Below are 12,922 nucleotides of genomic sequence, written 5' to 3'. Positions count from 1 at the left end.
TTCTCCCTTCAAGCCGAGGCTCTCCCATGTATCACCACGTCAAGAAGTTGATGTTCACCGTCCGCGTCGATGAGCCGGACCCGCGTTTTGGCAATATGCTTCTTGAACAGTTTGGCGGTGCCAATGGCGAGCTCGCAGCCGCCATGCAGTATTCGATCCAGGGTCTCAATTGCGAAGACCCCGATCGCAAGGATCTTCTCATGGATATCGGCACCGAAGAGCTGAGCCATCTTGAGGTCGTCGGCACATTGGCCCGCATGCACCTCAAGCCGGCGAAGTTCGACCGCCAGGCGGCCGAGGCCGATCCGCTGATCGCGATTGCAGGCGGCGGTGGGGTCAACCTTTTCAATTCGCAAGGCAACGCCTGGACCGCCGACTATTTGAAAGTCACCGGCGAACTCGATGTGGATCTGCGCAGCAACATCGCCGCGGAGGCGCGGGCCAAGATCGTTTACGAGCGACTCATCAATTTCTGCGACGACGCCGGCACCAAGGACGCCCTGCAATTCCTGATGACACGTGAAATCACACACATGAAGGCGTTTTCGCTCGCGCTCGAGAGCATGGCAAAGCCGGCCTTCAGCATCGGCCGCATCGCCCCGACCCCCGGGCTCGTCGATCAGTTTTTCAACGATTCCACGGGCACCGGCGATCATGGTGAAATCGACACCCGCGGGCCCTGGAACGAGGGCGGGGAATGGGTCTTTACGGAATCGCCGGCGATCCAGGCCGGCGAACCCGGTCCTGCGACGGCCATCGTCACCGAAAGCTCATCACCGGTGGACGAAGCTGGCCTTGGCGATCTGCTGCTGGACGAACTTCGCGATATCCTGCACGCTGAGAAGCAGTTGACGAAGGCACTCCCCAAGATGGCTCAAGCGGCGCGTTTCGATCAATTGCGCGAGCTGTTCGAGCTGCATCTCGGCGAGACCGAAACCCAGATCGAGCGCATCAATGAATGCTTTGAGCTGCTTGGCAAGTCGGCGCGGGCCAAGCCTTGCAAGGGAATGATGGGCCTCGTCGAAGAAGGTCAGGAAATCATGGCCGAGGGTGAACAGAAAGAAGACGCCGCGGCCGACCTCGCACTCATTGGAGCCGCGCAGAGGGTCGAACACTATGAGATCGCCGGCTATACCACAGCGCGCAATCTCGCCCAGCAGCTTCGACATAGCGCCATCGTCAGCCTCTTGTCGAAATCGCTCGCGGAGGAGGAAAACGCTGATCAGCTACTCAATCAGGTTGCCCGGTCCCTGATGTCGGTCGCGAAGATGCCCGCGGCGGTGGAGCAAACTGAGTGATAAAGCCGCTGGCGACGCCGGGACCGGAGAAAAAGGTTCAGAGCTTGTCTTTGGCCAACTTGAATCCAGCGTTGCTGTGCCGAGAGGAAAAGTTAGGCGATCGTGCCCACCAAGAACGCTTGTTTTGTGTACGGCCGCCTGAGAAGGTCATTGTTTCGGACCAGGACGAGCAGGACCTCTATCTCGTTGGAGAGCGCGCGTCGGAAATTCGCTTGAAACGCGGTACTGTCTCGTGGAGCGACGGAACACCCGATCTCAATCGGCACAGGGCGAGGTACACGCGCTCCGCATCGTGGTTTGGAAAGACGAAAGTTGATTAAGCGGAGAAGCGGTTTGCCAAAAGCGGCCATCTTCGATCTGGACGGCACCTTGCTGGACTCCGTCGATCTGCACGCGATGGCTTGGCACGAAGCCATGGTGAAGTTCGGTCACGATGTCAGCTTCGAGCAGGTGCGTAGTCAAATCGGGAAGGGCGGTGATAAGCTCATTCCGGTATTCTTGTCGGACGATGAACGCAGCGATCACGGCAAGGAGCTCGACGCTTGGCGCGGCCAACGCTTCAAAGCTCAATATCTGCCGATGGTCCAACCGTTCTCCGCGGTGCCCAATCTGCTGCAGCGAGCCCGGGACGCGGGGCTCCGCATCGCCATTGCTTCATCGGCCAAGAAAGACGAACTTCAGAAGTATCTCGACATCGCAGCTATTGCGAAGATGGTCGACGTATCCGTTTCGTCAGATGATGTCGACGAGTCCAAGCCGGAGCCGGACGTCTTTGAAGCGGTCCTGAAGAAGCTTGCGATCGACGGTGATAGTGCGGTCGCAATTGGCGACTCGCCGTACGATGCTCAAGCGGCATCCAAAGTACGGGTCCGCACTATAGGTGTGCTCTGCGGAGGATTCAAGGAAGTGGAGTTGCGGGCAGCCGGGTGTGCCCAGATATTCCATGCACCTGCAGCGCTCCTGACACAGTTTGAGCGTTCAATCCTTTCAACACTGTGCGGGCAGTAGACGGCTAACCCAACGCGCGGCATAGCCCGGATATGGCTTTCAGGATTGGCATCATTTCCGACACCCACGGCCTCTTAAGGCCAGAAGCGGTCGGCCGCCTGGCGGGCGTTCATCACATCGTGCATGCGGGCGACATTGGAAAGGCCGACATTATTAGCGCGCTGCACTCGATCGCGCCCGTGACTGCGATTAGGGGCAATATCGATACAGGCGAATGGGCTGCGAAATACGCCGATACAGAGATTGTCCGCCTAGCCGGGATGTCGATCTACGTGTTGCACGATCTGAAGGCGCTGCAAATCGATCCTGCCGCGCGTGGTATCGACATCGTCATTTCAGGCCATACGCATGTGCCGAAGGTCGAGACGGTCGAAGGCGTCCTTTACCTCAATCCAGGTAGCGCCGGACGCCGACGCTTCAAGCTGCCGATCACGCTTGCAACGATCGAGATTACGTCTGATGGACCGCTTCCGGAAGTCCACGACCTAGAGCAGCCAGAGCGCTGAGAGCGGAGCAGGAGCGATTGTCGTGTCGGCCGCAAGCATAGGATCGCATGGGGCAAACGTTAACCGCCCCCTCGAGCGTCTCCCGGCAGGCCCCTTGTGACCCAAAGCGGGACACATCTGATGATTGGCGAGGAAGAAAGCCTGCTCTGTTCACCACATTTAAACCTTAAGATTCTATGAAGAAGACTCACCCACAGGCCGCAGGAACATGCGAACAGCCTTTGCACAGAAAGCCATCCTGGACTTCGGGCAATGAAGGTTTGGCAGACCGGCTGCATTGCGGCTGCGATCGCATCCATGGGACTCTATCTGGCGGCCGGTAACAGACCGCCCGCGACGGTGCCGGATGTCATGGCGGAAGCTGCAGCGAACATAGCGGCTCCTGCGAACATTGTGACGCCTGCCTTATACGCAGAGGCATCCGTCAGACTTGCGGCAGCGCTTCGGGCTGAAAGAGCAGAGCTTGGCTCGGTGACGTCAGAAGATTTCGCGCCATTGAACACCGGAGCCGACGTCGTCGACAATCCGGTTGCGCCAAAATTGGCGTCGCTGGGACAGGATATCGTCCAACCGCTGCCGGCAGACGCCGATGCCTCCAGCGATGCTCCGAAAGCGGCGTCGACGCAGGATTTCCGTTATCTGGTCTACTACGTCTGGTCCGAGTTGCCGCCCGCCGAGAAACCGGCGGAGATCGTCTTGCGCGCGTTCAAGGACATTCCGGTCGGAACGCCGGCCGAAGAGATCAAGCGCGCGTCCGACGCGTTTGGTCTCGATTTCAATTTCATGATGGCGGTTGCCAAGATCGAATCCGGTTTCAACCCCAATCAACGCACCGGGTCGTACATCGGCCTTTTTCAGCTGAGCCATTATGAGTTCGGGAAGTTCGGCTTCGGGCAGATTCGCAGCCCGCGGGACAATGCCGTAGCAGCCGCCTACAAAATCATTACCGAAGGGGTTCAGTTCGAGTGGATCACGCACCGGACACCGGACATGAGCGATCTTTACCTGATCCATCAGCAGGGCTGGGAAGGCGCCGCTGAGCACATCAGCCGGCCCGGTCGCATCGCCTGGAAGTCCATGTGCGCCACCAGCGAAGGCAAGGAGAAGGGCGAGAGGTGGTGCAAACGCGCGATTTGGGGCAATGCACTTCCGGCCTTCAAGCGCACCTGGAAATCGGTAGACAATGTGACGTCTGAGGCGTTCGTCGGCATGTGGCGCAGCCGGGTCGGCGAATTCTATACGAAATATGTGGCGACCGCCGCTGCGGCGGCAAGCCAATAGTTCCGTTGTCGGCTTGCATTGCCTTTAGCCGTCATGGAGAAGCAAACCCAACTGGGTAGAAGTCTCCTTATGGAATGGACGTCCCCGCAGGGAAGCTTCTAGGCCGCTACCGAGGCACAAGCGGACATTATTCGCTGGTCCACCTCTTGGTTTCTGAGTACACGCGAAGGCGACGGTCTGTGGTTCGCACTATTCGGGGAGGCGCGGGATGCGGTTGTCTATCCTTGCTGTTTCAGCGCTTATCCTGTGGGGGTGGGGCCCAACTTGCATTTCTGTGGCGCTAGCAGCTTCGGAATGTTCGAGATCAATGGAATTGGCGGATTGGGGTGAGAACTCGACGGCTGACATCAGCGTCTCGTCTGGGAGCAGTTGCGTTTTCCCGATCACTGTACGCGGCGCGGCCAGTAGCTCGGAGATCTCGTTGAAGCCTGTGCACGGCAAGCTGAAAAGGCTCAACGTTGCAACTTACGAATACAAGACGAAGGGCAGATACAAAGGAACCGACACCTTCGTCATTAAGGCAACGGGTAAAGGGCCGAAGGCGTCCGGTACGTCGGTAATCACGGTCCACGCGACGATCAAGTAGGATAAAGTGGCGGCATCGGCATCAAAAAATGGCGGCGTCATGAGAGTCGCATGGCGTAGGGTCTCGACCATGATCGGCGTACGGGTCCCGCCATACAATTCAATGAAATCAACGTCCTGAAGGGGTCTCGACGCCGCCGATGGGGGTCAATGTTCAATGAGCATTCCCATCTTCGAAGACCGCGCGCAAAAGCGCGGTGGTCGCCGTGTCGAACATCAGATGCCCCCAACAAGGGAAAGTAGGATGTCGCGCAAAGCAGAGCATTCGGCGACCAACGCCTGATCTTCGCCGATGGCTATCGATCACGTCAGAGAGCCGAGACGCTATCGACGGCGGTCATCGATAGTGCAGCAAGCGGCCGGTTCTGGCCCGTGGCTGACTTTCCTTCTTGGCCTCGCACGGTCCGCTTCCGAGCGCTGAGCGGAAAGCCATCGTGGAGCGCTTGACCCAAAGCGGAAATCGGACACTTGGAAAGTTTGACTGGAGCAATTAACTCGCGCAACAGGGATTTTCTGCCATCAGATTGGCCTCCTTTGGCTAACGCGGGCTCTGCGATGACGGTTTCCCTCAGACGGCTTGCATTTGCCGCGGCGACTGCGGTTCTGCTGATCGAAGCGGATGCGTCTGCTGGCGTTCCTTACTCTTTCTCTGATCATCCGTCGCAGGACGGTCGCTGCGTTGGGGACCAGGGGGTCGGCGAAACTGACCGGTCGGAAAACGCCTGTCTGGCGCAGGTTGGCGACTTGGCCCAACGCGTGGGCCACGGCTTGCAGTTGAAGTTTAGGAACGGGAAGACGAGAATTTATCTCAACGAGGAGGCGAAGTGTCAGTCTAACGACGCGGACGGCTGCGTTAAGTACCAACTGACGGGATATTTTGCCGAGCACGACCTTATTCTGATCGAGGTTGATTATTGGGAAGGTGCGAGTTGGCTCCTGGTAAGAGCCAAAACGGGTGAAGAAGTAGCAATCGTCGCGCCCCCACATTATTCGCCGGACAGACGCTGGCTCGTATCCGTCGCCTCGTCTGTAGGTCCCGCTGGACCCCCAACGGCATGGATATTGTTCCAAGCATACCCAGTCCATCTCTCAAGGAGTGGCACTACCGAATCCCGGACGATGGCCAATGGCTCTATGAATTTGCCGGGTGGGAAGGAAACACTCGCGTCAAACTTCTTGCGTCATCACTGAGCGCGCCTGAACGGAATGTCGCCAGCTCTATCGAGCGCCGTAACGGCGAATGGCGCCTGGGAGACTTACGATGAGGGCCGACCTCACTTCCGCTTGTGGCCCTTAGCCGAACAAGGTTGAAGCTATCGTGATGTCGGCTATTGGCGGTGGAAAGCGGACCTGATGCTTTCAGTTTCCCGGGCCACTCGAGCAGCCATATCCGAGGTAATAGTTGTAGATCAGGCGACCTTTCCTTGTGAACCTACAAGTTCTCTCCTGCGACAGATGTCGCGAGGTCTTGGTGCTTGGCTGGTCTCAAGTTTGGTAGTGGATGCTGGAGAAATTAAAGTGAATTGGATCGGACCGGTCATCGGCGGGGCGCTGTTTGTAGCTGGTTTGCTAACATCAGCGGGACCGGGGCTGGCGGCGGGGAGCGATGACGGTTTCGCAACGTTCTGGACGCAGTTCAAAGCTGCAGTCGGCAAGAACGACCAGAAGGCCGTATCGGACATGATTAAATATCCTGTCCTCTACCAGGATCTGCGGCGAGCGGCGGAGTTTCCTGTGATCTGGAAGGGTGCTTTCAGACCTGCGCACCGGGCGTGTCTTGCCAAGCAGAAGCCTGTCAAGGACACATCCCCCAAGGGGGTGGTTACTTACTCTGCCTTTTGCGACTCGATCATCTACTCTTTCGCTAAGGATGAATCAGGCTGGAAATTGACGGACTTTGGCGTAGACGATTGATCGGCCTTGTAAGAACTGATTGCTAACTGTTTCGCTGTTGTGCGCGGATTGCTCGCGGTCCGCGATCCTCGATGGACTGTCTGCTGTTGGCCCATCAGCGAAGTTGCGGGTCGGCTGACGCAGGTCCGCTCGTTGGGGCAGAGCGAACGATATCTGCTCAGCTTGAGTTCTTCGCCTATTGACCCGAAGCGAACATTTCCGGGCCTCGGCCTTGGTCGAACGACGCGCTTTGTGATTTGATGACATGGACGGCTGCCCCATTTCACGCGCAAGGAGGCCACCTTGGTGGAAAAGGACGTTAGCGTCGCTCATGCGGACGGGTCTGAATCCTCGATTATTTTCAAGGAAGTGTTGAGCAGCGAGGCCGAGATTGACAGCATCATTGGGCGACCAAATTCCCGAGTGCTAGCTAAAGTCACCAACAGGCTTGACGATCTTTGCCGGGAGTTTATTGGCGCATCGCCGTTTTTGGTTGTCTCGTCGTCGGATTCGCAAGGTCGGATGGATTGTTCGCCGAAGGGCGATCCGGCTGGATTCGTTCAAGTGCTCGACGATTGGACGCTCGCCATTCCTGAACGACCAGGCAACCGGAGAGCTGATACATTTCGAAACGTTCTGCAAAATCCCAAGGTCGGACTCGTATTTCTCGTCCCCGGAAAAGGGGAAACGCTCAGAATCAATGGGACGGCGCGGATAGTTCGCGACTCCTGGCTACGGGAAAAGTTGGCGCACAAGGGAATAGTGCCGGAATTGGCACTCGTCGTCAGAGTCGAGGAGGTGTTTGCGCATTGCACGAAGTGCATGGTGCGGTCAGAACTCTGGAAGCCTGAATCTTGGAAGCCCGAGTGCATGCAGTTCACCATTGCATCGGCAATGGTCGCACACGGGAAACTCGAACTCTCGGTTCAGGAAATGCAAGCCATCGCGGATGAACGGGTGCGAACCAGTCTTTACTAGGATGAGGACTCGCAAAAGCTGGCTGGCAGGAACGTCGCCTCATGACCCGGTGCGAACCTCGACGGTCAGATAGCCCCGGTCACAATGCATATCCGGTTGAGGCCGGATTGCGTAATGCGGCCCGATAGGTAATCATCTGTAGCAACACTGGCACTTGCCTGTGCTCGGACGTCCATAATTGATCCTGATCGACCAACACAGCTTCGGGAAGGAGGCTTCATGGACAGCGAAGCAACCGCGCAGAAAGCTCGAGTTAGAGCGCAGTTTGATACCGCCGCATTGGAGTATGACACGGGCCCAGGATGCTTTGCCTATTTTGGTAGGCGGTTGGTGGAATCGGCGGAAATATTACCCGATCACCGAGTACTTGACGTGGCAACCGGCCGAGGAGCAGCTTTTTTTCCAACTGCTGAGCTTTTGAGTAGCGCAGGTGAGATCGTCGGCATCGACCTTTCGGATGAAATGGTGTGCGCCACAAACGCGGAAGCATCGCGGAGGGGTGTCCCTGGACGTGCCCAGGTCATGGATGCGGAGCACTTGGTGTTCAAGGACGCTGCCTTTGATCGTGTGCTATGCGGATTTGGGATTATGTTCTTTCCTGATCAATTGCACGCTCTCGGAGAGTTCCAACGAGTGCTAAAATCCGGAGGACTGCTAGCTGTTTCGACATGGAGAGTAGCACAAATAAGCGAAATTCTGGCCGCCGTGGACGAGTTGGGCATGAAGAGGGAGCAGGCGCCCGGCTGGATCGCCGAACCAGAGAAACTATCAAGCCTCTTGACTAGAGCGGGGTTCACTGACGTTTCAGTACGTATCGAATCTCATTCATTCAAATACGTCGATGTCGAGGAGTATTGGCAACAAGCGCGCGGAACCGGGCTGAGGCGCACGTTGGATAATTTGGATCCCGGAGATGCTGAACGGCTGCTCACTGCGCTAAGGAGGCGAGTGTGTTCTGGTGGGGCAAAGGGATTTAGTTCGGTGTCGACGGCCCTCATAGGGCTGGGGCGGCGTTAGCACTGAACGTAAGGGAAAATACTCTTCACAGATGAGAGGTGGGTTGCCCGCTCCGACATGGCCGATCTGGCCGCCGATGTCCGTTCTTGATGCTGTGGACGGCTCCTCCACCGGCACGAGAGTGCCAAGGAGTGGGCGCCGTTTGAGGGCTCCCACGATTCGGAGGAGCTAGCTATGCAGTCGATTTCGACAATCGGTCTCGATATCGCCAAGTCGGTCTTTCAAGTGCACGGCGTTGATGCGGCCGGCCAGTAGTGCTGCGCCAGCAGTTGAAGCGTCGCCACGTCCTGGCATTTTTCCAGAAGCTGGCGCCATGCCTGGTAGGCATCGAGGCGTGCGCATCATCGCACCATTGGTCTCGCGAGCTGCAGGCGTTGGGGCATACCGTACGATTGATGCCGCCGACCTACGTGAAGCCCTACGTCAAGCGGCAAAAGAACGACGGCACCGACGCGGAGGCGATCTGTGAAGCGGTCACGAGACCTACCATGCGGTTTGTACCGACCAAGACGGTCGAGCAGCAGAGCTGCCTGATGCTTCACGGGGCGCGCCATCTCTTCATCCGTCAGCAGACCGCCGTGATCAATTCAATCCGCGCCTATCTCGCCGAGTTCGGGATTGTCGCCCCTGTCGGGCGCAGGGGTGTTGAGCAACTGCTGGAGATCGTCGCCGATAGAGCCGACTACCGGCTCCCCGAGGTGGCCCGCGCGCTTGTCTTGCTGCTCTCGGCAATCAATTGCGCGCGCTGAAGGCCCAAATCCTGGAGTTCGACCGACGCATCATCGCCTGGCATCGATCAAGCGTGACAAGCAAGCGGCTTGACGCGATCCCCGGCGTCGGGCCGGCGCTGGCAACAGCTCTGATCGCCAGCATTGCCGATCCCAAGGCTTTCCGATCGGGACGAGACTTCTCGGCCTGGGTTGGGCTCGTGCCGAAGCAGAACTCGAGCGGCGGCAAGGACAAGCTTGGCAGCATTAGCAAACAAGGCGATCGCTATTTGCGCAGCCTTTTCGCGGCAGGCGCACTCGCCGTGATCCGCTATGCCAAGATCCATGGCGCGGGGCACCGGCCTTGGCTTACGGGACTGCTGACGCGCCGACCCACCAAGGTGGCTGCGATCGCGCTCGCCAACAAGATTGCTCGGATGGCGTGGGCTATGATGGCCAGGGGTGAGCGCTACAGGGAGCCCGTCGCGCTCGCGGCGTAACCTATCGCGCCGGACATCCGGTGTGACGTAACGGTTGAGAGGGCGAACAGCACGTAATGCAGCGCCGGTCGATCCGGCGATCAGGACAACCCACTTGGGCCATGGCATCTTCGAATGCGTGCTTTTGACCGGGACCTGATCCGCGGAGGGCATTATGGCCAGCGGTCACGTGAACCGCGCTAACAGGCCGAACGCATGGCTGCTCCGACTACCGCCGCATGCGTAAAGAAAACCCTTGCCAACCCGGAGCCGTCCACACATGGCCCATCGCAGCCCAGCGAAATGCACGTTGGGGCGTCGGCTCTTGGGTGTGGAGCGGAAATTGATTGCAGCGGTCGGGACCGCTGATTTTGACCCTAAGCAGAAGCTCAGTTTTGAATAACAAGTGCCGCTATCGTCAGTCTCTCTGTGTAGAACCTCGCTATGCCAATTCCAGTTGGGAACGTTCCTATCATTTGTTAATTGAGCAACTTGCAGATACCCGCAACGGGGCGGCACCATGTGCGAGAAGTGCGTCGAAATTGACGAGAAGGTCGATCGCTACCGGTGGTTGCTCACTCGCGTAAACGACGACATTGCGCGTTTGGGCATTCCAGTACGGTGGAAACGATGTCGCATGCCCGAGTGGCGCCCTTTAACGCGCTACTTCAGATTCGAGCTCCAGAGCACTTCACTGCCGCAGTCGATCGTGCAGCGGACAAGCGCGTTCAAACCCGCTCGGACTACAATGACTTCGTGCTGCGGGGCTTAAGTGACGTGATGCTTGCCCACCCAGAGTGGCCTCAGAGGGGCTTGGCTCGAGGCTATTGACACTATCGATCTCGGCCAGATCCGGTCCCAAGCCAAGGCAAGCCGCCGTGTGCTTCCGCAGCGCCACGGTGTGGCGGCTGGGCTCTTCCGGGAGCTCTCTACCATCTTCGCCGAGCCAAAGGTGGAACGCAGAAAGGTCGAGAAGAAGCTGCCGCGGTCAGTAACTCGGGTAGCTGAGAACAGCGCGAAGATCGAATTGGGTCGCAAACTCCTGGTGCTCAGGGAGCAAACACCGAACAACAGGAAATTCGGCGAAGTGGTGCGCGGACAGTTTGATCTTGAGGCGTCCGCGGTCTCGCAGTTGATGCGCGTTACCAAAGTCTACGGCGAGCGCGAGGAAATTACCTCCCGGCTGTCATGGCGAGGCTTGGTCGCCCTTTCATCTTCGAATCTGCCGAAGCGCGTTCGCCGCGGCCTGGAGACGCGCATCCTCGCGGGCGAGAGCATCAGTGTCACCCGGGTCGAGGCGGCCGGAGCGCGACGATAGTCCTTCCACAATAAAGGCCTACCCAGGCTCCCAGGAGGGCGCGTCCGCGCCGTTCAGGTGAGCGCTGTCAGTTGAAGCCCTCAATGTAGGTGCGTACTCCGGCCGCATCGTTGGCGGCAGCGGCGCAGATACCTATTGCGTGAATTTCGCGAGGAACGCCAAAGCTTGAGCTTCCCCTCATATCCGTAATCATCGAGGCCACCGCTTCATGGACCCGGCCAGCTTCTAGTAGCGAGAGCGCGTGTTCCTTGCTCCGCTTAACGTATTCGTCTCGATTCATTACCTTTTCTTCAGCCCGAAAGTTCTCCGGTTGCGCCGTTAACATCGCCCTCATTCCCACGTCTACCGCTCGTAGGTTGCGCGAACTGCAGGGAATGCATTCGAGCCTCAGCCGAAGCAGCTGGTCATCTGAACCAACTATCTGTCCCGGCCGGGTTGCTTGAAGGTTTCTTCACAGAAACGCAGCGCCGCGTCTGCTGTATACGTTCACCCTTTTTCTTCTCTTTTGCGCTTCTTCCGTCGGAGCTTTTAGAGTGTTCTTCGAAGCGACCAGGGCCGGCGCTGCGCGACAATGCGAGGGGCCTCGGAGTGCTGCATCAGCTGCAACCCGGTCGAGGCGGATCAGATGGCGAAGACAACGCCCTTCGCCGTGCAGTCGCCCGCGCGGTCGCGGCGCGCACATGCCGCCCTTCAGCCGATCGAGCATTGCGGCCTGAATGACATCGATCAGCCGGACGATGCCAGCGTAGTCGTTGCGCCGCAGAAGCGCGCCGGCGTCGGGCACCTTCAGCAGCCCCGCGGCGACCAGAGTAATTTGCGCGGTCTGAATGTGCACCTCTCCAGCAGCGCCGTCTGCTGCATGCGCATCAGGTTGGTCTTGCCGAAGGCCTCACCGTTCCACCCCTTGTGAGGAACGACAGAACCCACCAGAATCGAGGGATTGCCTATTGGAGATATCAGAATGCCCCTTACTACGGATCCATCTCGCTTTACCGAGCTCCAGCTTTTCGAAGGCATCGCGTTTGCGATGTTCGACAGCGAACAGCGAGTCCTTTGCTTCGTCACCTGGGCTGCATTGCTCGATCGCGCCGCAAAGGATGGTACCCGTCAAACGGACGTCAGAGGCACGTTTGAGCAGTACCGCTGGAAAATTGAACTGATCGCAAGCGGGAACTACGACCAGGGGGAGGCTGGGCCCGTTGTCCACACCGAGCAGCTCACCCCGCGCTAACGGCTCCTGCGGATTTATGGCTCGAGGGCAGAGCTAGGGGCTTCGGCCCAGAGAATGCGGGCCCAATTCGTTGAGAGGACCTTGGTCGGCGGTGCGAACCGATCTGAAATAGTCGCTGCTTTTGCATCCCGGGCTGCAGAAAGGGCGGCCGAAATAAACACGGAGCTTCCGATGGTCGCCAGCGCTAGGAGAGCCACACCAAAAATCAGGCTACGCATCTGAGCCTCCGTAAACTAGTCCCTACAGCATCGGACTGCACTGTTTCAGTTTCGCTTCGCTTGACGCCTAAGTGGTTTCGTACACGCGACCGTGAATGCTCCACGTGCAGACGACTCTCAAGGCCGCCTCAGTTGGCGGGCTTCGCGCGCGGGTCCGTAAGTGAACGTAGCAACTGTTCAGCTCGCTCCTTCGTCAAATTGGCCGCCATGTAATCCCCGATGTATGCGGGGCCCTTGCGTTCTCGATCGTAGATCATCCAACCCTTGCCGCCCATTCGAACGAAAAAGCGGCTCTGCGGTGGGATCTCGTCAGTCAACGAAGCAGCTCCTAGTTTGCCCAGCCATAGCAGGGGAGGGCCATCAGCTTGGTAGATGCATTCGCATATGTGAATCGAGCGGCGAA

At 58.2% G+C, this 12,922-nt stretch carries 13 protein-coding genes and 1 pseudogene; 11 read left to right on the top strand and 3 right to left on the bottom strand.

All coding sequences use genetic code 11. The features are described from left to right. The first annotated feature begins 26 nt into the window (after window positions 1–26). From HAP40_RS28815 to HAP40_RS28770, 10 genes and pseudogenes are all read left to right on the top strand, one after another. Window positions 27–1,298, top strand: coding sequence for a DUF892 family protein (locus HAP40_RS28815; RefSeq protein ID WP_166819308.1), 1,272 nt, complete (start codon window positions 27–29; stop codon window positions 1,296–1,298). A 333-nt stretch (window positions 1,299–1,631) separates the two neighbouring features. Further along, on the top strand, window positions 1,632–2,306 hold the full coding sequence (locus tag HAP40_RS28810) for an HAD family hydrolase (protein WP_166814589.1): 675 nt from the start codon (window positions 1,632–1,634) through the stop codon (window positions 2,304–2,306). A gap of 32 nt (window positions 2,307–2,338) precedes the next feature. Continuing rightward, window positions 2,339–2,812 carry a metallophosphoesterase family protein gene (locus HAP40_RS28805; protein WP_166814590.1) on the top strand — a complete coding sequence of 158 codons (474 nt, stop codon included), beginning with the start codon at window positions 2,339–2,341 and terminating at the stop codon, window positions 2,810–2,812. A gap of 252 nt (window positions 2,813–3,064) precedes the next feature. Beyond that, window positions 3,065–4,093 carry a transglycosylase gene (locus HAP40_RS28800; RefSeq protein WP_166814591.1) on the top strand — a complete coding sequence of 343 codons (1,029 nt, stop codon included), beginning with the start codon at window positions 3,065–3,067 and terminating at the stop codon, window positions 4,091–4,093. 421 nt (window positions 4,094–4,514) lie between these two features. Continuing rightward, window positions 4,515–4,679: a hypothetical protein gene (locus tag HAP40_RS28795; RefSeq protein ID WP_246741275.1), complete on the top strand. Its 165-nt coding sequence runs from the start codon at window positions 4,515–4,517 to the stop codon at window positions 4,677–4,679. Between the two features lie 1,517 nt (window positions 4,680–6,196). Further along, window positions 6,197–6,592, top strand: coding sequence for a hypothetical protein (locus HAP40_RS28790; protein ID WP_166819310.1), 396 nt, complete (start codon window positions 6,197–6,199; stop codon window positions 6,590–6,592). Between the two features lie 285 nt (window positions 6,593–6,877). Next, a complete protein-coding gene (locus HAP40_RS28785) occupies window positions 6,878–7,549 on the top strand; it encodes an MSMEG_1061 family FMN-dependent PPOX-type flavoprotein (protein WP_208024926.1) in 672 nt (223 codons plus the stop codon). Window positions 7,550–7,768: 219 nt separating this feature from the next. Then, entirely contained in the window at window positions 7,769–8,566 is a 798-nt protein-coding gene (locus HAP40_RS28780; protein ID WP_166814592.1) for a class I SAM-dependent methyltransferase, read from the top strand. A gap of 174 nt (window positions 8,567–8,740) precedes the next feature. Then, window positions 8,741–9,773, top strand: a pseudogene (locus tag HAP40_RS28775) (IS110 family transposase). 763 nt (window positions 9,774–10,536) lie between these two features. Beyond that, on the top strand, window positions 10,537–11,070 hold the full coding sequence (locus tag HAP40_RS28770) for a hypothetical protein (protein WP_166814593.1): 534 nt from the start codon (window positions 10,537–10,539) through the stop codon (window positions 11,068–11,070). A gap of 67 nt (window positions 11,071–11,137) precedes the next feature. Here the strand turns inward: HAP40_RS28770 and HAP40_RS28765 are convergent, their stop codons facing one another. Together HAP40_RS28765 and HAP40_RS28760 are read right to left on the bottom strand one after the other, a co-directional pair. Then, window positions 11,138–11,395: a hypothetical protein gene (locus tag HAP40_RS28765; protein ID WP_166814594.1), complete on the bottom strand. Its 258-nt coding sequence runs from the start codon at window positions 11,393–11,395 to the stop codon at window positions 11,138–11,140. Window positions 11,396–11,521: 126 nt separating this feature from the next. After that, window positions 11,522–11,905 carry a hypothetical protein gene (locus HAP40_RS28760; RefSeq protein ID WP_166814595.1) on the bottom strand — a complete coding sequence of 128 codons (384 nt, stop codon included), beginning with the start codon at window positions 11,903–11,905 and terminating at the stop codon, window positions 11,522–11,524. A 126-nt stretch (window positions 11,906–12,031) separates the two neighbouring features. Between HAP40_RS28760 and HAP40_RS28755 the strand changes: the two genes are divergently transcribed. Continuing rightward, window positions 12,032–12,301: a DUF1488 family protein gene (locus HAP40_RS28755; RefSeq protein ID WP_166814596.1), complete on the top strand. Its 270-nt coding sequence runs from the start codon at window positions 12,032–12,034 to the stop codon at window positions 12,299–12,301. Window positions 12,302–12,647: 346 nt separating this feature from the next. On the opposite strand, the gene HAP40_RS28750 is transcribed toward HAP40_RS28755, so the two are convergent. Further along, on the bottom strand, window positions 12,648–12,836 hold the full coding sequence (locus tag HAP40_RS28750; RefSeq protein WP_208024961.1) for a hypothetical protein: 189 nt from the start codon (window positions 12,834–12,836) through the stop codon (window positions 12,648–12,650). Between the last annotated feature and the right edge of the window lie 86 nt (window positions 12,837–12,922).

It is taken from the genome of Bradyrhizobium sp. 1(2017), assembly GCF_011602485.2.
Classification (GTDB): domain Bacteria; phylum Pseudomonadota; class Alphaproteobacteria; order Rhizobiales; family Xanthobacteraceae; genus Bradyrhizobium.
Note: the sequence above shows the minus strand (reverse complement) of the source record. Positions and strands in the feature narration are given on the sequence as shown.

Excerpts from the sequence above, each read along its gene's own strand:
- HAP40_RS28780 (WP_166814592.1), top strand. The coding sequence starts at position 7,769 with ATGGACAGCGAAGCAACCGCGCAGAAAGCTCGAGTTAGAGCGCAGTTT.
- HAP40_RS28815 (WP_166819308.1), top strand. The coding sequence starts at position 27 with ATGTATCACCACGTCAAGAAGTTGATGTTCACCGTCCGCGTCGATGAG.
- HAP40_RS28805 (WP_166814590.1), top strand. The coding sequence starts at position 2,339 with ATGGCTTTCAGGATTGGCATCATTTCCGACACCCACGGCCTCTTAAGG.
- HAP40_RS28765 (WP_166814594.1), bottom strand. The coding sequence starts at position 11,395 with ATGTTAACGGCGCAACCGGAGAACTTTCGGGCTGAAGAAAAGGTAATG.
- HAP40_RS28755 (WP_166814596.1), top strand. The coding sequence starts at position 12,032 with ATGCCCCTTACTACGGATCCATCTCGCTTTACCGAGCTCCAGCTTTTC.
- HAP40_RS28800 (WP_166814591.1), top strand. The coding sequence starts at position 3,065 with ATGAAGGTTTGGCAGACCGGCTGCATTGCGGCTGCGATCGCATCCATG.